Below are 23721 nucleotides of genomic sequence, written 5' to 3'. Positions count from 1 at the left end.
AGCGACAAGAAATAAAAAGCAGTATAACAGTTTTTATCTTATTTAACGTCGGTTACTGCTGATCAAACGAATGTACAATGGCACACACGCAATACTTAAAATGATGGCAAGGATCAGCATCCACGATAATTCAATGCCTTCTGTTTGCTGTTGATCATACATAAAGCCATCAAAAGCCTGATCAAATTCATCCTGATCTAAGCCATATAAATCTGCAATCAAGCGCCACTTTGCCATCGACATATTGCCAAGATTAATGCCCGGAGGTTGAATGTAGCTTGCCAAAACATGGGCTTCGTAGGCCAGCTCTTGTACGCTTTTATGGGGGGCATAATGCTGCTTGGTCACATCAATGCTTTCTTCTAAGTGTAATAAGGCATACCGCCACCCTTTTAGGGTTGCACGATAAAAGCGTTCTACAACCTCAGGCTTTTTCGCTAAAAATTGCTCTGAGGTATATAAAATATCGCCATACACATTCAAACCAAACTTTTGCGGGCAAATGAGTCGGTGACCGGCTCCTTGTAATATCATCGTGTAAGGCTCATTGGTGACATACACTTGCACCGCATCTAAATCACCGGCAAGCCACTCTTTAACGCCGCCTTCATGGCTAGCTGCCATCAAGCTTTCTAGGCTCAGTCCTGCACGCTGTAACATCACCAGTAACTCAGCATTTTCTATTGAACCGATTTTACTTAGCTTCTTACCAGCAAAGTCTCTAGGCTGAAAAATATCTGAGTTATTTTTTACCATCCAGCAGTAAGGCGAAAACTGCAGTATGGCTCCTAGGGCGACAACCGGAGCGCCTTGCTGACGCTTTTGTAATATGCCTGAGTGAGTAATGGCAAAGTCGGCTTTACCGCTTAGTACTTTAGGGAAGGTATCTGGATGGTTTGGATCAGCAGGAATAATAGAGACATCAAGGCCTGCCTCCTTATAAAAGCCTTTTTCTGCAGCCATATAATAGCCTGCAAATTGAAACTGGTGAGTCCATTTTAACTGTAAGCTAACTTTATCAGCACACTGTGCGCTCATAGAAAGCATTAAACAGATTAACCCTAGTAGGCTTTTTATACCTTGCACGCATCATCCTTGCTTGAAACCGTGCATTAACTATAGGAAAAATAGAGAAAAAATCAAGACTGCTAGTGAACAGTCTTGATTATATTAAGCTACTGATTTGCCGCTTTAACTTCGCTAAGTTCTTGACCTTGGCTAGTTAAGAACTGGGTGAAACATGGGTTGTTTGTTTCATCTTGAACGTTGTATCCCAAACGGTTCAAATGCTCATTGAATACCTCATAATCACTCGGTTCAATAGCAAAGGCCGCCAGCACATTACCAACCGATCCACCATGGTTACGGTAATGGAATAAAGTAATATTCCAATTACTACCAAGGGTATCTAAGAATCGTGCCAGTGCACCTGGGTATTCAGGAAATTCAAAGCGTAATAAACGTTCATGAAGCTGAGCTGGCGCTTTACCACCCACCATATAACGAATATGCAATTTAGCCAGCTCGTTATCTGATAAATCGCAAAACGTGTAGTCGTTTTCTGTCAGTGCTGCTTTTAACTCATCGAGCTCTTGCTGCCCTTGTCTTAAGGCAATACCAACAAAAATTTGTGCTTCGCCAGGACCTGCATAACGGTAATTAAACTCGGTGATAGCTCTGCCACCTAATGAGTTACAAAACTGCTTAAAGCTCCCCTTCTCTTCTTTAATGGTCACAGCGAGGAGTGCTTCGTTCTTTTCACCAAGTGCGGTTCGTTCAGCAACATAACGTAAACGGTCAAAGTTTAAGTTTGCACCCGATAAAATCGCAGCAACGTTTAAGCCTTTTACACCGTTTTGTTGGCACCACTTTTTCAGCCCTGCTGTTGATAGCGCCCCTGAAGGTTCAGCTATCGCACGAGTCGAAACAAAGATATCTTGCATTGCGGCGCAGATTTCATCGCCCGTTACAGTGACAACTTCATCACAAAACTTTTGCGCTAATCGAAACGTCTCAGTACCAATGATTTTTACTGCGACACCATCAGCAAAACTGCCAACACGGTCAAGCTCAACAGGCTTGCCTGCTTCAAGTGCTGCTTTTAAGCAGGCACTCTCGTCAGCTTCAACACCAATGACTTTAATATCAGGACGTAACGACTTAATGTACACCGCCATACCTGCAAGTAAGCCACCACCGCCAACAGGAATAAACACAGCATCAAGGTCGTTCAATTGCTGCATTAATTCACGGGCAACGGTACCTTGGCCAACAATGACATCAGGATCATCAAACGGTGGCACAAATACCCCATTACGCTGCTCTGTCAGCTCTAAAGCATGGGCTTTTGCAGCATCAAAATGATGGCCGTGTAATACCACTTCACCACCGAGTGAACGTACTGCATTCACTTTAATTTCTGGTGTTGTAACTGGCATCACAATCGTTGCTTTATGCCCTAAAAATGAGGCACTGAGTGCCACGCCTTGCGCATGGTTACCGGCAGAGGCTGTGATCACATCAGAACCTTTTGGCAACTTGCTCAGTTTATGAAAAGCACCGCGAAGTTTAAATGAATAAACCGGTTGTTGATCTTCACGCTTTAGCCACACATGGTTGCCTAGCCGTGCACTAAGATCAGCCATTTCGCTGACCTCAGTAACTTTTGCAAGCGGTTCCATGTTCGCTTGGATGATAGCGCGAAAATAATCGAGCTCTTGAGAAACCATAATTAACTAAGCTCCTCAAGTTTTGCTAAATCGCGCACTGCCCCTTTATCTGCACTGGTTGCCAGTAATGCATACGCTTTCAGTGCTGGTGATACATAACGGTCACGATCCAGTGGTTTATAAGCATCTTTACCACGTGCAAGTTGCTTTTGTTTACGTGCTTCAAGCTCTTCATCAGACAGCGCTAAAGTGATTTCACGGGTTGCAATATCAATCACTATCTTATCGCCATTTTCAACATAGGCGATTGCACCACCGCTTGCTGCTTCTGGTGAAACGTGACCAATTGATAAACCTGATGTACCACCCGAGAAACGACCATCGGTGATAAGCGCACACTTTTCACCTAAGCCCATTGATTTTAAGTAACTCGTTGGATACAGCATTTCTTGCATGCCTGGGCCGCCTTTTGGTCCTTCATAACGAATTACAACAACGTCACCGGCTTTTACTTCACCGTTTAGAATGCCTTCAACCGAATCATCTTGTGATTCGTATACAACTGCAGGGCCTTCAAAGTGCAGCATTTCTTCAACTACACCGGCACTTTTAACAATACAGCCATCAAGGGCTAAGTTACCTGAAAGTACAGCTAAGCCACCATCTTGACGAAAGGCATTTTCAACACTGCGGATACAGCCGTTTTCACGGTCATTATCAAGTTCTGGCCAGCGGCACTCTTGGCTCATTGCTTTTGTAGTACGGATACCGGCAGGGCCTGCTTTATAGAATTTTTGCGCCACTTCATTATTCGGATCGGTCGCATCCCATTTAGCCACCATTTCAGCCATACTGTGGCCTGCAACGTGATCCACAGATAAATCAACAAGGCCTGCTTTACCTAACTCACGGATAATTGCCATCATGCCACCAGCGCGGTGCACATCTTCAATGTGATATTTATTGGTTGCGGGTGCCACTTTACAAAGGAAAGGTGTTTTGCGAGAAAGCTCATCGATGTGCGACATATCAAAATCAACACCCGCTTCTTGCGCTGCAGCTAATAAGTGTAAAACCGTATTTGATGAACCACCCATGGCAATATCAACGACCATTGCATTCATAAAGGCAGTGCGATTAGCAATCGCACGAGGTAACACTGCTGCATTGTCTTTTTGATAATACTCTCGGCATAAATCAACAATACGCGCACCTGCTTCAACGTAAAGTTGTTTACGGTCTTTATGTGTAGCAAGTGTGGTACCGTTACCCGGCAGTGCTAAACCAATCGCTTCTAATAAACAGTTCATTGAGTTGGCAGTGAACATACCTGAGCATGAACCACACGTAGGACACGCAGAGCGCTCTACTTTTTCTGAGTCTTCATCGCTTACTGTGGTATCAGCGCCTTTCACCATGGCATCCACTAAATCAAGTTTAATGTCGATATCAGCAAGGCGAGTTTTACCCGCTTCCATTGGACCACCTGATACGAAAATAACCGGAATATTTAAACGCAGTGCTGCTAGCATCATCCCTGGGGTGATTTTGTCGCAGTTAGAAATGCAGATCATAGCATCGGCACAGTGTGCATTAACCATGTATTCCACTGAGTCAGCAATTAAGTCACGCGATGGTAGTGAATACAGCATGCCGCCATGACCCATTGCGATACCATCGTCGATTGCAATAGTATTAAATTCTTTTGGTACACCACCCGCTTCAGTGATGGTTTCAGCCATCAGCTCACTAAGTTGGTTAAGGTGAACGTGACCCGGTACAAACTGAGTATATGAGTTAACAACAGCGATAATTGGCTTACCGAAGTCTTTATCTGTCATCCCTGTTGCACGCCACAAAGCACGCGCCCCTGCACGTTTGCGACCTTCTGTTGTTGTTGCACTTCTTAATTTAGCCATAATTACCTCAGTTGTTGCAGTGGCATGCCACTGACTTCCTCATTCCTAATTTATTTCTCACTAAAGCATTAATCTGATTGCTCTAGTTACCTGTTGATTTTTTACTAGATTGCTTGTTGTTGAAATTGGTTTTCAACATTGACGTGTTTCACATCAACCAATTTATTTAACTGTGATGTTAGTAGATAAATTGGCTTATCGCTGTCTACCGTCATGGTGACATGAAACGCTTCATCAGCCATTTCTAAATTCATGGTTGTTAGGTCAAAGCCGCGATGACGTGCAACGCGTAAAAAGCGCTCTACAGCGACACTTTGATTCTTTAGTGCAATCGTTAGGGTGTGTTTCATTTTACAGTCTCCGTCATCATTTCATCATTAGCTGCACCCGGTGGTACAAGCGGCCATACATTTTCTTTATCATCGATACAGGCATGAAGAATGTATGGACCTTCACTATTAACTAACGCATCAACCGCAGCATCGACTTCATCTGCTTTAGTGATGGTTTGACCTGGAATGCCAAACACCGCTGCTAACTGCACAAAATCAGGATTATCTGAAAGGTTTGTTTCAGAATAACGACCTTCAAAAAATAGCTGCTGCCATTGACGTACCATGCCCAAGCGCTGGTTATCTAGGATTAGAATTTTAACTGGCAGATTGTTACGGCGAATTGTTGCCAGTTCTTGAATGTTCATCATGATTGAGCCATCACCCGACACCGTGATCACAAAATCATTTGGGCGCGCAACTTGGGCGCCGATAGCGGCTGGTAAACCAAAGCCCATGGTACCTGCACCACCACTACTTAAATGGTTGCTTGGGTGGCTAAACTTCATGTGCTGTGCCACCCACATTTGGTGCTGACCCACATCACAGCACACAACACCCGTTGATGGCATTTTTTGGCTTAGCTGGTTTAATAAGTAAGGGGCAAACACTTTTTCGCCCGGATAGTCATAACGCCACGCATGCTCTTTCATCATGCTTTCGATGTGCGTTAACCACTCATCTGGTGTAACAAAACAATCAAGTTGCGGTAATGAGGTTTTTAAATCTGCAACTAAAGACGCTTTTGCAGGCTTACGTTTACCAATTTCTGCGGCATCGATATCAAGGTGTATCACTTTTGCTTTTGCAGCAAATTTACTTAAGTTGCCAGTAACACGGTCGTCAAAACGTGCGCCGATACAAACAAGCACATCACATTGTTGCACAGCTAAGTTAGCCGCTTTACCGCCATGCATACCTAGCATACCCAAATCATATTCATAATCAGGTAATACACTGCCTAGCGCTTTCAACGTTGATACCGCTGGCATATGTGTTTTTTCTAAAAATTGCATAAGCTCGTTTTGCGCATCAGCAGCTTGTACACCACCACCGATATACGCCACAGGACGCTGCGCCTCACTTAAGATTTGATTGGCTATCGCAACTTGGTTTGGGTCTAATTTTGGTAAATGATCTTCGGCGGCTAACCAAGGGTGGAATGGCACTTGCGCCATTTGGATGTCTTTCGGGATATCAACTAACACTGGACCTGGGCGGCCGCTTTGCGCTAAGTGGATGGCTTCTTGTAATATTTCGGCTAAATCTTCAGCTCTTTCAACCATGTAACTGTGTTTAGTACATGATAACGACATACCTAGAACGTCCACTTCCTGAAAGGCGTCGGAGCCTATCGCTGCGGTAGGTACTTGCCCTGTGATTGCAAGTAACGGCACTGAATCCATCATCGCATCAGCAAGGGCTGTTATTAAGTTAGTCGCACCTGGGCCTGATGTTGCAAAGCACACACCTAACTTACCTGTGCTACGGGCAAACCCTACAGCAGCAAAACCCGCTCCTTGTTCATGACGCGTCAAATAATGTTTGACTGGCGCACCGTACAAAGCGTCGTAAATAGGCATGATGGCACCGCCCGGGTAACCAAAAACATCCTTAACGCCATGTTTAGCTAATAAATCGATTGTTAACTCTGCGCCTGTCATCGTAAATCCTCATTCCTCAGTGACATTGTGTATTTGCTGCGACTCAAACCTTAAAACAAAAAAGCCCCCCGGACTGTTAAGTGCGGGGGGCTTTTTAAATGCTTCACTTTTCTCTAAGCACTAACTAGCCCCCGCGGTAATAATAATCACCACGACGTTAATTAGAATTAGAGAAAGTTTGTTAGTAAGCATTTATCTGTAACCAAATTCTGTTCATTTGTAGCGGAAATCTAGCCATCCCGCTGTCTTTTTCTATTAGTACCGCGCTGGGGGCGTTAAGTCAACATAAAATTCAATTCAAAAAACAAGCAAAAAAACGATTTTAAAGAAATAAATATCCAACAATTAGCATTAATAAGATTTATTTTTCACCATTTGCTAAATATTGAAATTTCATACCTCTTTATCTGCCATTCTATGATTGATTAATTTTTAGCAATTAGATGTGATTTTTCTGCTTAAAGCCGATTTAATTTAACGCCTCTTTAAAAAATTAGTTTAGTATTGAAAATAACCACGTTATGAAAAGGAAAGTTATGAAATTCGTCCAGCGTATAAATGCCCTATTTTTTATGGTGCTACTGCTTGGTTTTAGCCAATATGCACTTGCAGAGCCGGGGTTATGGAAAGTAGAAAAAAACGGCGTTGCTTCTTATTTATTTGGTACCGTGCATGTGGGTGACAACAGCATGAAAGGCTTACCAAGTAAGGTAACGAAAGCACTTGATAACTCAGATAAAGTCATTGTTGAGGTCGATATCAGCGCTATTTCACCAATGGAAATGCAGCGTCGCTCATTACCATTTATGATGCTGAAAAATGGCAAAACCTTACAATCAGAATTATCACCTGAAAACTATGCAAAACTGCAAAAGTACTTTGCAGATAAATCAATTGATATTGCGATGTTTAAGAACTTAGCACCGTGGGCGGTGATGGTCACCATGATGCAAATGGAGTTCCAAAGCGTCGGTTTTTCAGATCAATACGGCATCGACAAGCAAGTACTTGCTTACGCTCAAGAACATAAAATTTCTGTTGGTGAGCTAGAAACTCTTGAACGCCAAATGGAAATGTTTGAGCACTTAGCAATTATGAATGACAAAATGATCGAAGAAACATTCGACCAACTTGCAGATGTAGACACCTACTTTTTTGGTCTTATCAAGGCTTGGAAATCAGGTGACATGAAAACACTTACACAGTTTTATAACGAAAGCTTTGATGGCACACAGTATGGTCAACTAAGCGAGCAAGTGATGTTGATAGACCGTAACAATGACTGGGTTAATCAACTATCTACTCGCATCGGTAAAGAAAAGCTGTTCATTGCAGTGGGCGCTTTGCACTTACCTGAGCAACACGGCTTATTGAAGCAGTTAACAGACAAGGGTTTTACAGTTACCCGTATCTAAATGATTTCAATCGTTTAAAAAGCGCCTTAAGGCGCTTTTTTTGTGAAATCAGCCATCTCTAAATAGTTGTCGATACCGGCTATTTTGTCACTCGCATGGTGATTAACATACACCACGGTGCTGGTACCTGCAGCGCAGATTTTTTCTATCAACAATAACACACGCTGTCTATTCGCTTCATCAAGACCTAAGCAAGGCTCATCAAGAATCAATAAGTTAGGGTGTTTAACCATAGCCCGAGCAATCAATAATAAACGCTGATCACCAAAAGATAACTGGCTAAATGAGCTGCTTTGTTTGTCACTTAACCCTAATAACGCTAACCATTGTTTGGCTATGGTAAGTTGCTTATCAGTGGCTTTTTGGTAAAGACCAATGCTGTCATAAAAGCCCGAAACAACCGTATTGAGTGCGGTGATACTCACTCGATAATCCATATGCAGCGCGTTGGAGATATAACCAATGTGCTGTTTAATTTGCCAAATACTCTCACCGCTTCCGCGCTGATAGCCAAACACCTTGATATCGTTGTTGTAACACTGCGGGTTATCACCAGTGATAAGGTTCAGCAAACAAGTTTTACCTGAGCCATTTTTACCTGTTAACTGCCAATGTTCGCCTTGGTTAATTTGCCAGTTGAGTTTTTCAAAAATAGCCTCGCCGCCATAACTTACCGATGCGTTGTTTAATCTGACCAGCATAGAATCAGTGAGCGGAGGCGCTTGATGGTCAATATCTGCCTCAGGTATTTGTAACTGAGTATGCGTGAGATGCAATAGCTTGAGTAAATCATCGCGCTGCTCGGCTGTAGGCTTTGCTAATTGCTCTGTGACATGACCCTCTTTAACGTAGGCGTAGTGATCAACAAAGTCAGGGATCTCAGTTAAGCGATTAAGCACAAAAATAAGGGTCGTCGTTTTACTAAGCTCAGCGAGTAACTGATTCAACCCAGCCGTTGCCTTGACATCTAAGCCATCAAAAGGCTCATCAAGCACAAGTAAATCTGGCCGACCTATTATGGCTTTAATCAGCATCAATTTGCGGGTTTCACCGGTCGATAAATCGCGAAATGCCTTGCTAAGTTTGTCACTAAAATCAAATAGACTTATTAGTTGCTGTAGCAAATCACTATCAAGCTGTTGCTCGTCTCGGCCCGCAATAATCAGCTCATATACCGTACTTGAAGGCGTAACGCCATCAATAATGTCATCTTGATCTTTTGTTAGCTCAGCCGCAAGGAGCTGCTTTTGACTGTCTGGCGAAACCAATGCTATACGCTCAAAGCTATTCTCATACTGGCCTTGCTCTATTTTCGCAAAACCGGCAATGGCAGCAGCAACGGCTGACTTACCCGCCCCATTCGCACCAAGTAAAACCCATTGCTGCAATGGCGATACATTGATATTAAGATCATCTAAATAATAAACGTCATTGCCCTGCCCCTTTAGGCTGGCTCTAACATTAACCAACTGCACTTGTTGCACTTTGAATCCTCATTCTAAGTTACCGTTAGCTTGACGTTACCGCATTCGATAAAAAATTAAAAATCGTTTAAACCTTTTTTAAACACAGCTGCGACTAAGGTATAAAAGGTCATTAACAGGAATCAGACAATGAAAAAATTACTTTGTGTAGCGGCATTAGGCTTAGCACTTACAACAACATACGCAATGGCAAAAGACTCACGTGAGCTAAATCATAACTTTGCAGTGAATGGTGCAAGCCAACTTGATATAGATTTTCCGGTAGGCAGCTTAGAAGTCGAAAGCTATGACGGCAGCGAAGTCGTGGTTACAGTTCGCATTGAACCAAAAAATGACAATAGCTGGTTCAGCTCTGATGTTGACTTATCAGATATCGAATTAAGCCACTCGCAAAGTGCCAGCTCACTTAGCTTAAAGCTAGATAACGATGATATTCAACAAAACTGGCATGTAAAAATGCCTAAATCGATGGCAATTGATGTTGAGTTAGGTGTTGGCGATATTGAAATTAACGACGCTAGTAATTCGGTTGATATTGAGTTAGGTGTGGGCGCGGTAAGAATTGATAGTGCGCTTGATGACTACAAACGTATCGAGCTTGATACCGGTGTGGGCGACACTAAAATTCGCGGCTTAAAAAATGACGGTAATACCAGCCGTAAAGTGGTTAGCTCGCATTCAAGCTACCGTGGTAATGGTCAATACAATATTGAAGTAGAAGTAGAAGTAGGTGTTGGCGACATTAAAGTAACGAACTAATTGAATGCTTTGGTTATCCCTGTGAGCTCTCAGTAAATAAAATGCTGAGAGCTTTTTGCACTGAATCTAGCGAGATCGGTTTGTAAACGTGCAAGTTTGCTCCAAGTTCGTATACTCGTTGTAAATCATCATTCGATGTATTGGCTGTCACCACCAAAATTGGCACCTGCTGCCCCTGCTCATTACGAATAATATCAATCGCTTTAAAACCATCCATAACGGGCATATTCAAATCCATAAAAATTAAATCGTAGTGCTTTTCTGACGCTTTATCTGTGGCGATTAAGCCGTTTTCAGCCACATCAAAGCTGTAATTTAAATGGCTAACCATGCGCCCTAAAATAGTGGCGTTTAGCGGGTTATCTTCAACAATTAAGCAGTGTAAAGCTTTCGGCAACGGCGCTGGCATTACTGATTTAGGCGTGCTCTCTAGTTCTAAATTAATTAATACTTTCACACCTTGTGGCTCAGCATTGAGAAATTGGATTTCTCCTTTTAATGCTTTAACAATGTGCATAACCCTAAGCAGCCCCGTTTTTAAGCCTTGAAAGTGTTGCTCTGAGTCATTTTCGTAGCTAAGTAAATCTGTCGGCGGCTTTTCAAACCCCTTACCGTTATCTTGTATTTCCATTACAAAGTGCTGCTCACCTTGGAACGCAGCAGTTACGGCAATACGGCCTTGGCTTGGAGTAAATTTAACGGCATTGTTAATGATTTCAGCAACAATTTGCGTCAACCTTGCATGGTCAGTACTCACCTCTTTATTGAGTGACTCAGCTAAGTTCAAGCTCAAGGTAATACCTTTATCGTTACAGGCATATTCATAGGGTGAGATAGCTTGCTTTAATGTTGATAACAAATTGCTGCTAGTAAAACTTAACTGCCATTCTCCCGAGGTTAGCTGCTGTAAATCCATTAATTCGTCTAGCATGGCCACCAGCCTATTCACGCAATAAAGTGCCTGCTGTTTAGTCAGTTGTTGGCTGTCGTTTATATCAAGCGCTTCGATTGATGCGGTTAGCCCTTGCAATGGTGTTCTAAACTCATGACTGGTACGGGCAATAAAGCGCTCTTTATTTTTATTAACACGCTCAGCAAACTCTTTTTGTTCTTTGTATTTAGCAATATTTTTAGTGACCAGTTTCTCCATGGGTTTAAAAATGAAAAATAGCTCAATTGCTAATAACGTCATGGCGAGCAACCAAAACAATAACTCTAGCACCGCCAAAAATGTGACTTTTTGAACTGATTTTTGCTCAAGTAACTTAACCGCTTGGTCTAGCTTTGTGAGTAGTGCTTCAAGCTGATTGCTAACAAATGTTGAGCGGTCTACATAGGCAAAATCATCGGTATTGTTTAATAGCTGCTGCGCTTTACTCACATAGCGCTTCACATGTTCATCTAACGCAGTCGGCGGCGAGAAATAATGGGCCTCAAGCGCCTCATTTAAATGAATATAGTGATCTTGCTCATCTTGCTGAATTAAAAATTGATGCCCTGCAATAAATTGCTCAACCGCTTGTTGCAATAGCCTTCGGTGTTGCTGTTGAAAATGATCGGATTCATGATAAATGAGTGCATTGCCATACAAGGCAATTTTTTGTGACAGCATGCGTTGCTTACCGGCAATATTGATGACCTTGGCATCACCCTTTTGGATATACAAAAGGCTCTGTATCAAGATGGCTGATACAGAGATCAATATGGCAATCGCCAATAACCCCCAGCGATATCGTTTTCGGATATCTGTGACTAGCTGCAACATGCTTTACTCATTATTTTTTTAAAAATAATTGTAGTTCATAGAATACAAGAAAGCCCACTTGAAGTGGGCTTTAAACATGATAGTTAACAGAAATTTATCGATTTTCGAGTCGGTTATAGTCAAATAAACCAAACTCGACGCCGCGATACTCTTTCGCTACACGGTGTAAAATATCGCTGTATTGCCAAAACTGTGGATGTGTTCGGCGAATAGCAAACTCACTTTTCAGATCTCTGTAAGCTGCTTCATCTGTTGCTTTAGCCAGCCCAGCTGCAAAAGCTGCAACCTGCTGATCATTGTGCAAGTACCAAATTGCTTCTGGGTAATCACCTATAAACCCAGGCACAATCGTCACTGTATCTTCGTCATAAGCGCGCTGCCCTTCTTCATTCAATAAGCTCGAAATATTGTAATGAGCATTATGGTGGATCAGGGTATAGGCCTTGTGCTTATCAGCGCCATCTTTGACTAACACAAACGAAATTTGCGGTAGCAAGTTCACAGCTTTAACTGGAAGATCGTTAATTCGCGCAAGCGGCTCAGGCACTTTCGTATAGTCGTAACGAGGGCTCAATATTGGCTTCAGTTTCGCTTTTAGCATATTGAACAACTCAGACTGCGGATCCATTGTTTTGTATTCAATGCCCGTAGGTTGACTAAATGACAATTCATCCTCAAAGAAGCTCGTTAAGCTAGGTGGCGATTTACGATACCACTGGGCTTTAATTTCTTTGCGCTTAGCTTCTGGTAATAATGCAAGGTAGTTTGCTTCACCTTCTAAGCGTAAAAAGTCCATGTACAAACGAGTTAATAACTGATGACCAATGTTGCCATACACATCAAAACCCGCCACCAGCAAGTAATGAATACGTTCAAATAACGCATAGTCGAGAATCCAAGCGGTCTTTGGTTGCTGGCCTATCCAACCCTTTACAACCGTTGCGCTATCGAAATGGCGAAATACCGTCAGCGCTGCATTTTGGTTATGACCATCTCCTTGCCAAAGTAAATCGGTTGTAAGGTGCTGACCGTTAGCAAACATCTTATTTGCCAGTGCAACTTTGGCAGACAAATATTTGTTTTGGCGTTTTGAATACTTCACCCAGCTAGAAATCGGCAAAGCATTACTTTCTTCTTCAGCCGGTAATGCTAATGCATCTTCATGTTGTAACAACATTTCACCGACTTTAGGTGTCGCCGCCATTTCAGGCTTCGCAAAACCCACCCAGAACTGGTCGTTAATTACATTTAACGCGATTTGACCACGACAAACCGGCCCTTTAATAAAGCCCATAATAATAAGCTCAGCTTCATCAAGCATAAATTGATAACGTGAGTTTACTGGTATTGCCGCAAAGGCTTTAAATGGGTTTGACGCCACTTCTGGCTTATAGCTTGGCAGTTTATCTACTTGATAATCAGCTTCAATAAATTGCGAATGTAAGCGTGCAAGCTTTTCGTCATTTAATGCTAAAGGTAAATGTGTTTTCGCTAAAATAGTCGAACGATCATGCATTAAACGATAGTAAACACGCTCAACCTTAGGGTCTTCATAGGGGCGACGGGTGCTAATGTGTTTGATCTCTTCACCCGGTGGCGTTGAAGAGCGAACCAGCTTAAAGTAGCTGTGTTTATCGCCATGCTCAGGGAAGTAAATATGCGCTAAATACCAGTGCTCATAAATATAGCGAGCAGCCAGTTGATGCTTTAAACCATCTTGATTTAAAAATGCTTCCCACCGTTCGACCTGTTTGAGTACTCCTTTTTCAGGAGGCTCGATATGAGCTAAATAACCGCCTTTTCGGAGCCACTTAGCAAGGTGCTGAAACTCTTCACTCGAGATACCCGGTAAACCATAAGGCATACCACTATGCGGGCTATCTTTAGCAAATGAGTCAAACTCATTCATTGTGGTACATGTTTGCTCACGGTCGAGTGAAAAATCAAACTCATCGCCTAAAATTGCTTGTTTAGGCAGTGGGCTGCTTTGCTTAAGTACTAAGGCATTATAAAGCACACTACCGGCAAGGTTCGCTTCTTCGGTTTGAGCTCGCTCATTAAGTACTGGGGTAAAGCCTTTTCCACGCCACTGGGCGGTACTTGTCGCATCAAACAGCAAGCGGCTTGGCTCTTGCGCTAGTAAACGTGTGCCGTCATAAACACGCTCTTTACTTAAGCCGCGGTCGATACCTTCCACAGAAGATAACTTAAGCTGACACGGTGCATCATAGCAGCCATGACAAACCACACAGCGACTATCAAGTACGGGCTTTACATCACTTAAAAACTCAGCACCTTCAAGTGTTGATGCTGCAACCACGCGCTGTTGTGGTTGTTCTTTACCAAACAGTTCATCGTAATGAGCGGCACCTAAATATGCACAGCCACTTAATAGAATAAGACCAAATACGGTGGTGAGGAGTTTTCTCATCCTTCCTCCTCGATATCTTCAACGTCATCACCTAAATCGAAGGTTGGCATCATATCGACTTGCGGCGACACAAAGGTTTGGTCGTTGTCGCAGCTAAGCATCGCACTCAACAGTGGTCCACGAACGAGTGTCAGTTGCGCATCATGCTCACCGTCAATTAATACTTGGTAGTCATCATTTAACGCTTCAAGCCGATATTCATTAATGGCAATTGCAACACTGCTATCAACAGCTGGATTTTGACAAAGCTGTGCGAGTAAGTCTTCGCTTAAGGTTATATGTATTAATACATCTGGGGACTCGATGTCACGGCTATGAAGGTTTTCATCGAAATAAAAAAGAGGAAGGGTTAAATCGCTATTTTGCTCTAATTCCATGTGCTGCTCTCTACATCAAAATGACTTTTAATTGTACGAGTATAGCAAACTATAAGTTCAATAATTAGCGAAACTTATCAGCCGTTAGCAGCTTTTTAGCTGCTAACTAACCGAATTATAAAAACAGTGAAAAATGCATTACCAAGGTAGCGTTTCGCCGTTTGAATGCCAAAACCCACCTGTGTTGCTAAGGTTTAATTCGTCAATCCGCTTGATGAGCCGCTCTGCGGCAGTTTCAGGGCTGATATCGCCGGCAAAATTAACCATTTGCGTTTGTACAAAGCCCGGATGAAATAACCCTACGGCAATTTTTTTATCTTTTAGCTCATGGGCTAAACTAACACTGGCAGCATTAAGTGCCGCTTTTGACATACGATAACCAATGTAACCACCCGAGCTATTATCTGCAATTGAGCCCATACGTGATGTGATCATCGCTACTTTGGCATCAATACCTAAGCTTTGCTGTAATGCATGAGTAATACGAATAGGCGCGATACTATTCACGCTAATTTGTTTTTCGATGGCAGCAAAGTCCATGTCAGCTAATGTTTCGTTATGAAAAATACCGGCGTTGTTAACCAAAATATCAATTTTGTCGCCGTGCAAGTAATTGGCAAGGGTTGCAACATCATCGGCATCAGCCACATCAATATCGCTAATAATTTTTACGTCGAGTGCTTTTAGCTCTTCGCTTGGGGTGCGAACCACTGCAGTAACACGGTCACCTTGGGCTAAATACTGTTTACAAAAATTTAGGCCAATACCTTTATTGGCCCCCGTAACCACCACATGCTTAGTCATCAATCTGCTCCTTAGTAGGCTTTTCTATACCCAAACCACTTCAAGGTGCGAGTTTCTGCATCTTGAAGAGGCTTAGCTATATACTTTGGGACAGATTGACAAAAACCAAGGGCTTAAGTTAATTCATCAATGGTTGATTTAAGAATAGAAAATACAGCCCCTTGCGGATCGGTAATAACACTAAAGCGCCCAACATCTGGAATGTCTGTTGCTGGCACACAAATAGCCCCATTAAGCTGCGTTGCTTTGGCGACAGCCTGATCGCAATCTGCTACCGCAAAATATGGCATCCAATGGGGTGGAATGTCATCTGGCCATTCATTGGTCATTTCAAGCATGCCTGCAATCGGTTGCCCATCGATGGTAAATAAGGTGTAGTCCATGCCCTCCATGGGTTTCACCTCAAACTGCCATCCGAACAACTGACAATAAAAGTCGCGACTTTTTTGCATGTCTTTCGACACAAGCTCAAACCAGTAAGGCAGGTTTAGCTCTTGCACTCGTTTAGCCCCGATATGCTCACCCGCTTGCCACAAGGCAAATGTTGCACCGCCAGGTTCTTGCAGCATCACCATGCGACCCGCTGTCATGACATCATGTGGCCCTGCCAAAACCGTTGCCCCCAATGACTTTGCCTGCTCAGTGCTTTGGTCAACATCATCAACAGCAATATATAATAACCAATGGGTTGGCATCTCACTCATACTTGCAGGCAGTTGATACATAGCGGCAATATCATCACCTTGCTTTTGCAGCATGGTGTAATACATATCTTCACCTATTGGCTGGTCGTCAAAACCCCAGTCAAAAAGTTGCGTATAAAATTGCTTCGCAGCTTGCCAGTCTTTCGCGCATAACTCGGCCCAGCAGAAAGTACCTGCAGGGTGTTTTGTATTTATTTTTGTCATGGCTGTTCCTCCTTCATTAACGGTAATCAACAAGCTGCTTTTTTGCCAATTATTTTTAAAATTTATTTAATTCACGTTTAGAAAAATTAAATAATCATAATCAATAACTTAGGTTTAAACCCTGCTAAAACAGAGAATTGCAGTTATGGCACTATATTGATTGTCACAATAAACGCATGTATAAATGCGAACAATTTTTAATAACAATTGTATAGCGATTTAACTATGACGATGAAATTTGCGCTTCCTTTTTTACTTACTCCTATCGCTGCGTTTGCAAATCAGGCCCAAGATATTGAACGTATTACCGTTTCTACAACTCGTAGTACGGCACCTGTTAGTACTGTACCTGCAACTATCAGTGTTATTACTAGTGAAGACATTGCTGAGCAACTTGCTCATACTCAAGATCTATCGCAAATTTTAGGTAATTTATTACCGAGCTTTTCACCAAGTCGTCAAAAAATGACCAGTGCAGGTGAAACACTCCGTGGCCGTGAGCCGCTATACATGATTGATGGTGTTCCTCAGTCAAACCCGCTTCGTAACGGTTCTCGTGATGGGAATACGATTGACCCTGCAATGATCGAACGCATCGAAGTGATCAGTGGCGCAAATGCAATTCAAGGCATGGGCGCAAGTGGCGGTATTATTAATATCATCACAAAATCAGCTGGCGATTTTAATCACCAAATGAGCGCGGGGTTTAGCACTCCAACAGACGGTGGCAGCGACAGCCAAAGCTATAAAGCCAGCTACTTATTCAGCAAACAACTAGATGATATTAGCTTCATTGGTGGTGTATCGGCTCGTAGTACGGGTATGTATCGCGATGGAAACGGTGACTTTGTTGGTTTAGATGGCACACAAGGTGACACGCAAGATTCAACCAGCCTAGACTTATTTTTAAAAGTTAAATATCAGCTTGATAACGAGCAAAGCATTCAAGCAATGCTGAACCACTACAAAATTGAAGGTAATGGTGACTTTGTAGCTGTAAATGGCGATCCAGCAACAGGCCTTGCAACCTCAGCTGAAAAAGGGGATGTAGAAGGCGACACGCCACGTAACCGTGTAACAACCTTTACCCTAGATTATAACCACAGCAATGTGGCTGGCGGTAACCTTGCTATTCAATTATTTACGCAAGATTTTGCAGCTATGTATGGCGGCGGCACATTTGCGTCGTTTCAAGATCCAGCCTATGGCGAGAGTATTTTCGATCAGTCTCAAAATAAATCACAAAAGTTTGGTAGCCGCGTTACTTACAATAAAGATAACCTGTTAAACAGCCAGTTTGATATTGCGACCGGTATTGATTTACTTTCTGACGAAACATACCAAGAGCTTGCGCAAACAGGTCGCCATTGGGTGCCAAAAACCAAGTTTAATAACATCGCGCCATTCGCTCAACTACGTTATGACGGCTTAGAGGATTGGACGTTCAATGCCGGTGTTCGTTACGAGTACGGCAAATTAAAAGTGGATGATTTTACCACCCTAGCCTCATACAACAGCAGCTTTGTAGAAGGCGGTGAGCCAAGCTTTAATGAATTATTAGAGAACTTAGGTGTTGTCTATCAAGTAACAGATGAACTTCGTCTATATGCAAGCTACAGCGAAGGCTTTAGCATGGCTGATGTTGGTCGCGTGCTGCGTGGCATTAATCAAGCAGGTTTATCGGTTGAGAGTTTCTTAAACCTAGAGCCGGTTATTTCTGATAACCGCGAATTGGGTTTTGAATATGCCAACGATAGCTTCAATATTAAAGCTAGCTACTTTGAATCTGACTCAGACTTAGGTTCACGTTTACAAGCTGATGCTGATGGTATTTACAGCGTGCAACGTGAGCGTACTGAGATCTCAGGTTTTGAAGCAAATGCACAATATTACCTAACTAACAGCACAACATTTGGTGCAAGTTACGCTGATACAGAAGGCCAATATGATGGTGATGGCGATAATAAAGTAGAAAGCGATTTAGGCGGCAGCAATATTTCACCTACACGTTTAAACCTTTACTGGCAGCAACAGTGGCCAGCGAATCTATCTAGCCGCGTACAAGCTAACAAAGTATTTGACCGCGACTTTAATACTGGGGAAGAGTTTGACGGCTACACAACCGTTGATTTATCGGTACAATATCAAAGTGTTGAGTACGGTGCATTTAGCCTAGGTATCGATAACCTGCTAGATAAGTATTACATCACTTACTACGGTCAAACACGCCCAGCTGCAACACGCTATTTTGCGGGTACGGGTCGTACCGTAAACCTAACTTGGAACTATGCATTTTAGGTTTAAGCTAAGTAATTAAACAATAAAAAAGGCACCTTGGTGCCTTTTTTTGTGGTTGGTACTAATTAGTGATGATGTCCATGCTCACCTTTGAGCTGATTACCTTGCGCATCATAGAAACCGCTCGCGCCATGCTCAACAAACCCTAAGTTGATCATTTTAGCTAAAAATGGATCGCTTTCATTATCACCGATATCTGCGTAATCGGTGGTTTGGTAGTTATCCCATTTCGCAAACTCTGCCTGCACCTTTTGCTGGTTGTGATGGCTGGTTGTTAAAGCAATTTCACGGCTATAAGTGGGTGTTGAAATACGAATTGCTTTAAGTAACTTTTGATTGGCAAGCCAGCTTAGCTCGACTTTGCTTTCACCTTGCTGCTGTGTGTAATATTCTGTTAGTTCACAGCCTTCACCCGTGCTTTTTTGGTGCGTCATTGACGCTAAAAACTTATCGCTTACTAACTGATATTTGCTACTCCAATCTTGCTCACCTTGCACTTCCGATGGTTGATATTCAATGCCACGCTGCGCTTGCTGGAAATAACGAATTGGGCGAATTTGTTGATTACGTAATTGCTGCCATAGCTCAATAAACTGTGGATTTTGCTTAGCCACCTGATGAGGCGTGCGCCATAGAGTGAAGGTGTCTTCAGAATGCTGCTTATTAGCAACAATGTCTGTGGTGACTTTATAGTCTGCTTGCGTAAAACCGGTATTCATATCGCATTGCCCTGCAACAGCAAGTGGGCTAAGTAATGAGGCAAGTAAGATGGCTGCTTTCACGGGATTCTCTTTTTATCTTGGTTTTCTTTATAACTGATTGAGTAAGGGAGGCTCAGAGCCTCCCAAACACTCATTATTGTGCTAATTTAGCATCGGCTTGTTTAACAAGGTCAGCGGCATAATCCATAACATGGAAAATAAGGCTTTGCTCATTAGTGCCTGTAACTAAATGTGCACCTGGGCCTACTGCATACACACCCACATCTTCTGCTGCGTGTGTTTCAGAGCCTAATGGCACGAGCGCTTCTTGGTGGAAACCAGGTGCCGTGGTATCAACATCGGTTAAGTCAACACGACCTGTTACTGGCGCATAGTTGTAACCTTCTTCTGCATCAGTCTCATCACCTAAATCGCGGAAACCGCCACCATTGGTATAACCAACCGTTGTGTATGGCATGTTATCTGCGGCAAGAGATGGTTCATCGCTACCCACAGGTACCACTTTACCTAAGATTGGGTTACCACGTTTTGGGTAGCCTGCAATGGTAAATACGTGGCTGTGGTCAGCTGTAACGATGATTAACGTGTCTTCAATGCTGGTTTTATCAAGAGCAACTTGTACTGCTTTTGATAGCTCAACTGTATCGCTTAGTGCATTGTAAGCATTACCAGCGTGATGACCGTGGTCAATACGCCCTGCTTCAACTGTTAAGAAGAAACCATTGGCGTTGTTATCTAGTACATCAATTGCTTTTGCAGTCATTTCAGACAGTGACGGCTCACCCGCTACATCGTTTGCACGGTCTGCTTCGTATTGCATGTGTGATTCATTGAATAAACCAAAAACACGCTCTGTTGACTCTGCATTGATTGCATCAAAACCAGCTTGGTCCATTACATACTGACCCGCAGGGTATTTGGCTTTCCACTCAGCTGTTAGGTCGCGACCATCCGTACGGTCACCTTCTACAGCGCTCATCGCATCAGCTGAGTTATAAGCCGCATCTTTTGGTAAGAAATGACGACGACCACCGCCCATCACAACTTCTAAACCATCAACATCAAGGCCTTCGTAGCGAGCTTCAAGGTTTGCTTCAAAGTTAACTAATTGCGATGCAATATCTTCACAACCAGCGGTAACTGCTGCCTCTGGCATATCAGATACATCTTCCCAGTTACGGTCAGCCGATTTGGCATAGGTTGCTGCTGGCGTTGCGTGTGTGATTCGAGCTGTCGAAATAATACCTGTCGACTTACCAGCAATCTCAGCAAGCTCAGTGGCTGTGACTAGTTCATTACCTGCAACCGTTGCACAGTTACCACGTTCGATATCTTCATCAACACCAATAACGCCAGCATCCGTTTTTACGCCCGATGCCATTGCCGTCATCGTACCCGCTGAATCAGGTGTTTGCGCATCAACGTTATAGGTTTTAGCAAACCCTGAGAATGGGAGTGTTTCAAAGCTAAGTTGGTGCTCTTCACCCAGCTTACCTTCTAGCTGGCCGGCCATGATACGTGCTGCTGTGACAGTCGAAATACCCATGCCATCACCAACAAACAGAATCACATTTTTCGCTTTACCTGACCCTTTTACAACAGCCGCAATGTTTTCTTCGCTAGTAGCGACTTTAACTTGTGCTGACTTGAACCACGCATTATCAGTCAACGGCGCTAATTGCGATGCTGTTAACGACGTTGCTGGTGCATTACATGCAACGGTTGTATCCGTTACTTCTGCTGAGTCTAGCTCACCGTTATCATTGCTATCTGCACCTGTTAGGGTTTCTGTACCACCGTTTACGCACTGCTCAGAACCTACAGCTAACGTGTTTTCTACGGTTAATGTTTTTGGAGAGTTGTCATCGTCATCCGAACAACCCGCTAATGCCACTACTACAGCAAGAGAAATTAAATTTAGTTTTTTCATCGTCGTCGCCATTATTCTTCAATTAGTTCTAGAGCTTGGTTAATGATGTGGAAAATTACGTTTTGCTCCACAACGCCTTGTGCTAGTTGCGCACCTGGACCTTTTGCATGAAGCGAAATATCTTCGCCCGCATGAGTCTCAGAACTTAATGGCACAGTCGTTTCTTGGTGATAGCCAGGTGCAGTCGTATCAACACCGGTTAAATCAACACGACCTGCAACAGCAGCATCGTTATAAGACACCTCTGCATCTGTTTCATCGCCTAAATCACGGAAACCTAAGCCATTTGCATAGCCAACAGTGGTGTAAGGCATACCATCTGCCGCAAGGCTTGGCTCTTCGCTACCAATGGCAACCACTTGACCTAAGATTGGATTACCGCGTTTCGGATAACCCGCGATAGTAAATACGTGGCTGTGGTCAGCAGTAACAAGAATAAGTGTTTCTTCTGGATTGGTATTCTCTACTGCTGTTTGCACTGCTTTGGCAAATTCAACGGTATCGTTTAACGCGTTATAAGCATTACCCGCATGGTGACCATGGTCGATACGGCCTGATTCAACGGTTAAGAAAAAGCCTTTTTCGTTGCTCTTTAAGATATCAATTGCTTTACCTGTCATTTCAGACAGTGACGGCTCACCCGCTACATCGTTAGCGCGGTCTGCTTCGTATTGCATATGTGATTCATTAAACAGTGCAAATACGCGTTTGGTATCGGCATTAAGCGTATCGAAACCCGCTTGATCCATAACGTACTTACCATCAGGATACATTTCTTGCCATTCAGCAGTTAGGTCACGCTCATCCGTACGGTCACCTTCAACTTCGCTGACTGCATCAGCGGAGTTGAACGTTGCGTCTTTTGGTAAGAAGTGACGACGACCACCGCCCATCACAACTTCAAGACCATCAACGTCAGTGCCTACGAAGCGTGCTTCTAGATTCTTTTCAAAATTAACAAGTTGTGAGGCAATGTCTTCACAACCCGCTTCAACAGCATCAGCTGGCATGTCTGATACGTCTTCCCAGTTACGGTCAGCTGATTTTGCATAGGTCGCAGCTGGCGTTGCGTGAGTAATACGCGCTGTTGAGATAATACCTGTTGCTAGACCTTTGATTTCTGCTAGTTCTGTAGCGGTAATTAACTCGTTACCAGCAACGGTTGCACACTTGCCACGCTCGATGTTTTCGTTAACACCAATAACACCTACATCGGTTTTAACGCCTGAAATAATTGCTGTCATTGTGCCTGCAGAGTCAGGTGTTTGCGCATCAACGTTGTAGGTTTTGATTTGCGCAGAGTAAGGGAATTCTTCAAAGCTTAGTAAGCCTTCTTCGCCCGACTTACCTTCCATTTGACCTGCCATGATACGTGACGCAGTGAGCGTTGAAATACCCATACCATCGCCAACAAATAGAATGACATTTTTAGCTTTAAACGTTTGCTCAGCCTGAGCTGCCGCTTCTTTTTTTGTTAATGTAGCTTCAGCGGCACTATACCAATCATTTTGTTTTTGACTGTCTGGTAACACACCTGCATTGGCCGTCGCTGACAATGCCAACGTTAAACCAATTGCAGTAGCAATTTTATTAATTTTCATCGTTACGTTCCGTTAGTACGTTATTTTAAGAATTTGAGTGCTAACTAAACTGCACTTGGATAATTAGCGCAGTAATACTAAGAACGCATTGTTACTAAAAAAGTGACTTTTCATGACGAAATGATGAAACAAAAACGACTTTAGATATAAGTAAGTATTTAGTTTTAGGGGAAATAAAAGGGTTAGGTGCTAGGGGTGAGTTACGAGTTACGAGTTACGAGTTACGAGTTACGAGTTACGAGTTACGAGTTACGAGTTACGAGGGTAAAGGCTCTAGGTTCTAGGTCAAGCCTAATTGTAAGAATGGTTCTAATTCGGCACTAAAGTGCCTCCTACGGTATTTTATTTCTGAGTAAGACACCGAACTTAACAACCCCACCGTTCTAATCTGACGTCTGATAGCTGATAGCTCTGTTTACGTTGGGTTTCGCTACGCTCTAACCAACCTACCCGAAGAATGAACAGGCCGAATGCTGAGCGAGACACCGAACTTAACAACCCCATCAGTCTAATCTGACGTCTGAAAGCTGACAGCTGATAGCTTTTCTACAGGCATTAAAAAAGGCCGCCTAGGCGACCTTTTTATAAGCTGTGAAGCTCTATCTGTTGATATTACTCAACGATAGTTGCAACAACACCAGCA

At 43.1% G+C, this 23721-nt stretch carries 17 protein-coding genes; 3 read left to right on the top strand and 14 right to left on the bottom strand.

Annotated features, from left to right (window positions below; translation table 11 throughout):
• Positions 1 to 42: 42 nt before the first annotated feature.
• The 5 genes from C2M33_RS10890 to ilvG form a co-directional block, all read right to left on the bottom strand.
• Positions 43 to 1047: an ABC transporter substrate-binding protein gene (locus C2M33_RS10890; RefSeq protein ID WP_199776364.1), complete on the bottom strand. Its 1005-nt coding sequence runs from the start codon at positions 1045 to 1047 to the stop codon at positions 43 to 45.
• 128 nt (positions 1048 to 1175) lie between these two features.
• Entirely contained in the window at positions 1176 to 2729 is a 1554-nt protein-coding gene (gene ilvA / locus C2M33_RS10885) for a threonine ammonia-lyase, biosynthetic (RefSeq protein WP_063702849.1), read from the bottom strand.
• 2 nt (positions 2730 to 2731) lie between these two features.
• The gene (gene ilvD, locus C2M33_RS10880) at positions 2732 to 4588 is read right to left on the bottom strand and encodes a dihydroxy-acid dehydratase (RefSeq protein WP_063702851.1); all 1857 of its coding nucleotides are present in this window, start codon (positions 4586 to 4588) and stop codon (positions 2732 to 2734) included.
• 104 nt (positions 4589 to 4692) lie between these two features.
• The gene (gene ilvM / locus C2M33_RS10875; RefSeq protein ID WP_054554110.1) at positions 4693 to 4938 is read right to left on the bottom strand and encodes an acetolactate synthase 2 small subunit; all 246 of its coding nucleotides are present in this window, start codon (positions 4936 to 4938) and stop codon (positions 4693 to 4695) included.
• Positions 4935 to 6584 (bottom strand): acetolactate synthase 2 catalytic subunit, encoded by a 1650-nt coding sequence (gene ilvG / locus C2M33_RS10870; RefSeq protein WP_063702853.1) that lies wholly within the window; start codon positions 6582 to 6584, stop codon positions 4935 to 4937. The genes ilvM and ilvG overlap by 4 nt, the downstream gene beginning before the upstream one ends.
• Positions 6585 to 7120: 536 nt before the next feature.
• On the opposite strand from ilvG, the gene C2M33_RS10865 reads away from it, so the two are divergent.
• Positions 7121 to 7999, top strand: a complete 879-nt coding sequence (locus C2M33_RS10865; RefSeq protein ID WP_105174445.1) for a TraB/GumN family protein — start codon at positions 7121 to 7123, stop codon at positions 7997 to 7999.
• Positions 8000 to 8025: 26 nt separating this feature from the next.
• Here the strand turns inward: C2M33_RS10865 and modF are convergent, their stop codons facing one another.
• Complete coding sequence (modF, locus tag C2M33_RS10860; RefSeq protein WP_105174444.1) at positions 8026 to 9483, bottom strand: molybdate ABC transporter ATP-binding protein ModF; 1458 nt, start codon at positions 9481 to 9483, stop codon at positions 8026 to 8028.
• Positions 9484 to 9612: 129 nt separating this feature from the next.
• On the opposite strand from modF, the gene C2M33_RS10855 reads away from it, so the two are divergent.
• Positions 9613 to 10242 carry a hypothetical protein gene (locus C2M33_RS10855; protein WP_105174443.1) on the top strand — a complete coding sequence of 210 codons (630 nt, stop codon included), beginning with the start codon at positions 9613 to 9615 and terminating at the stop codon, positions 10240 to 10242.
• A gap of 13 nt (positions 10243 to 10255) precedes the next feature.
• On the opposite strand, the gene C2M33_RS10850 is transcribed toward C2M33_RS10855, so the two are convergent.
• The 5 genes from C2M33_RS10850 to C2M33_RS10830 all read right to left on the bottom strand — a co-directional run bounded on the left by C2M33_RS10850 (position 10256) and on the right by C2M33_RS10830 (position 16527).
• Positions 10256 to 12007: a response regulator gene (locus tag C2M33_RS10850; RefSeq protein ID WP_105174442.1), complete on the bottom strand. Its 1752-nt coding sequence runs from the start codon at positions 12005 to 12007 to the stop codon at positions 10256 to 10258.
• A 94-nt stretch (positions 12008 to 12101) separates the two neighbouring features.
• Positions 12102 to 14438, bottom strand: coding sequence for a fatty acid cis/trans isomerase (locus C2M33_RS10845; protein WP_105174441.1), 2337 nt, complete (start codon positions 14436 to 14438; stop codon positions 12102 to 12104).
• Entirely contained in the window at positions 14435 to 14815 is a 381-nt protein-coding gene (locus C2M33_RS10840; RefSeq protein WP_105174440.1) for a hypothetical protein, read from the bottom strand. Before C2M33_RS10840 ends, C2M33_RS10845 begins: the two co-directional genes overlap by 4 nt.
• A gap of 138 nt (positions 14816 to 14953) precedes the next feature.
• Positions 14954 to 15619 carry an SDR family oxidoreductase gene (locus tag C2M33_RS10835; RefSeq protein ID WP_105174439.1) on the bottom strand — a complete coding sequence of 222 codons (666 nt, stop codon included), beginning with the start codon at positions 15617 to 15619 and terminating at the stop codon, positions 14954 to 14956.
• A gap of 113 nt (positions 15620 to 15732) precedes the next feature.
• Complete coding sequence (locus C2M33_RS10830; protein ID WP_063702870.1) at positions 15733 to 16527, bottom strand: VOC family protein; 795 nt, start codon at positions 16525 to 16527, stop codon at positions 15733 to 15735.
• Between the two features lie 231 nt (positions 16528 to 16758).
• Here C2M33_RS10830 and C2M33_RS10825 point away from each other — a divergent pair, with 231 nt between their 5' ends.
• The gene (locus tag C2M33_RS10825; protein ID WP_105174565.1) at positions 16759 to 18825 is read left to right on the top strand and encodes a TonB-dependent receptor; all 2067 of its coding nucleotides are present in this window, start codon (positions 16759 to 16761) and stop codon (positions 18823 to 18825) included.
• A 65-nt stretch (positions 18826 to 18890) separates the two neighbouring features.
• Here C2M33_RS10825 and C2M33_RS10820 read toward each other — a convergent pair whose 3' ends face one another.
• The 3 genes from C2M33_RS10820 to C2M33_RS10810 all read right to left on the bottom strand — a co-directional run bounded on the left by C2M33_RS10820 (position 18891) and on the right by C2M33_RS10810 (position 23078).
• A complete protein-coding gene (locus tag C2M33_RS10820; protein WP_063702873.1) occupies positions 18891 to 19607 on the bottom strand; it encodes a hypothetical protein in 717 nt (238 codons plus the stop codon).
• 73 nt (positions 19608 to 19680) lie between these two features.
• Positions 19681 to 21477: an alkaline phosphatase gene (locus C2M33_RS10815; protein WP_105174438.1), complete on the bottom strand. Its 1797-nt coding sequence runs from the start codon at positions 21475 to 21477 to the stop codon at positions 19681 to 19683.
• Between the two features lie 11 nt (positions 21478 to 21488).
• The gene (locus C2M33_RS10810; protein ID WP_063702877.1) at positions 21489 to 23078 is read right to left on the bottom strand and encodes an alkaline phosphatase; all 1590 of its coding nucleotides are present in this window, start codon (positions 23076 to 23078) and stop codon (positions 21489 to 21491) included.
• Between the last annotated feature and the right edge of the window lie 643 nt (positions 23079 to 23721).

Origin of the sequence: Pseudoalteromonas sp. T1lg122, from assembly GCF_002964825.1 — a bacterium.
In the GTDB taxonomy this organism is placed as follows: domain Bacteria; phylum Pseudomonadota; class Gammaproteobacteria; order Enterobacterales; family Alteromonadaceae; genus Pseudoalteromonas; species Pseudoalteromonas gelatinilytica.
Note: the sequence above shows the minus strand (reverse complement) of the source record. Positions and strands in the feature narration are given on the sequence as shown.

Excerpts from the sequence above, each read along its gene's own strand:
- C2M33_RS10890 (WP_199776364.1), bottom strand. The coding sequence starts at position 1,047 with ATGCTTTCTATGAGCGCACAGTGTGCTGATAAAGTTAGCTTACAGTTA.
- ilvA (WP_063702849.1), bottom strand. The coding sequence starts at position 2,729 with ATGGTTTCTCAAGAGCTCGATTATTTTCGCGCTATCATCCAAGCGAAC.
- ilvD (WP_063702851.1), bottom strand. The coding sequence starts at position 4,588 with ATGGCTAAATTAAGAAGTGCAACAACAACAGAAGGTCGCAAACGTGCA.
- ilvM (WP_054554110.1), bottom strand. The coding sequence starts at position 4,938 with ATGAAACACACCCTAACGATTGCACTAAAGAATCAAAGTGTCGCTGTA.
- ilvG (WP_063702853.1), bottom strand. The coding sequence starts at position 6,584 with ATGACAGGCGCAGAGTTAACAATCGATTTATTAGCTAAACATGGCGTT.
- C2M33_RS10865 (WP_105174445.1), top strand. The coding sequence starts at position 7,121 with ATGAAATTCGTCCAGCGTATAAATGCCCTATTTTTTATGGTGCTACTG.
- C2M33_RS10855 (WP_105174443.1), top strand. The coding sequence starts at position 9,613 with ATGAAAAAATTACTTTGTGTAGCGGCATTAGGCTTAGCACTTACAACA.
- C2M33_RS10850 (WP_105174442.1), bottom strand. The coding sequence starts at position 12,007 with ATGTTGCAGCTAGTCACAGATATCCGAAAACGATATCGCTGGGGGTTA.
- C2M33_RS10845 (WP_105174441.1), bottom strand. The coding sequence starts at position 14,438 with ATGAGAAAACTCCTCACCACCGTATTTGGTCTTATTCTATTAAGTGGC.
- C2M33_RS10840 (WP_105174440.1), bottom strand. The coding sequence starts at position 14,815 with ATGGAATTAGAGCAAAATAGCGATTTAACCCTTCCTCTTTTTTATTTC.
- C2M33_RS10835 (WP_105174439.1), bottom strand. The coding sequence starts at position 15,619 with ATGACTAAGCATGTGGTGGTTACGGGGGCCAATAAAGGTATTGGCCTA.
- C2M33_RS10830 (WP_063702870.1), bottom strand. The coding sequence starts at position 16,527 with ATGACAAAAATAAATACAAAACACCCTGCAGGTACTTTCTGCTGGGCC.
- C2M33_RS10825 (WP_105174565.1), top strand. The coding sequence starts at position 16,759 with ATGAAATTTGCGCTTCCTTTTTTACTTACTCCTATCGCTGCGTTTGCA.
- C2M33_RS10815 (WP_105174438.1), bottom strand. The coding sequence starts at position 21,477 with ATGAAAAAACTAAATTTAATTTCTCTTGCTGTAGTAGTGGCATTAGCG.
- C2M33_RS10810 (WP_063702877.1), bottom strand. The coding sequence starts at position 23,078 with ATGAAAATTAATAAAATTGCTACTGCAATTGGTTTAACGTTGGCATTG.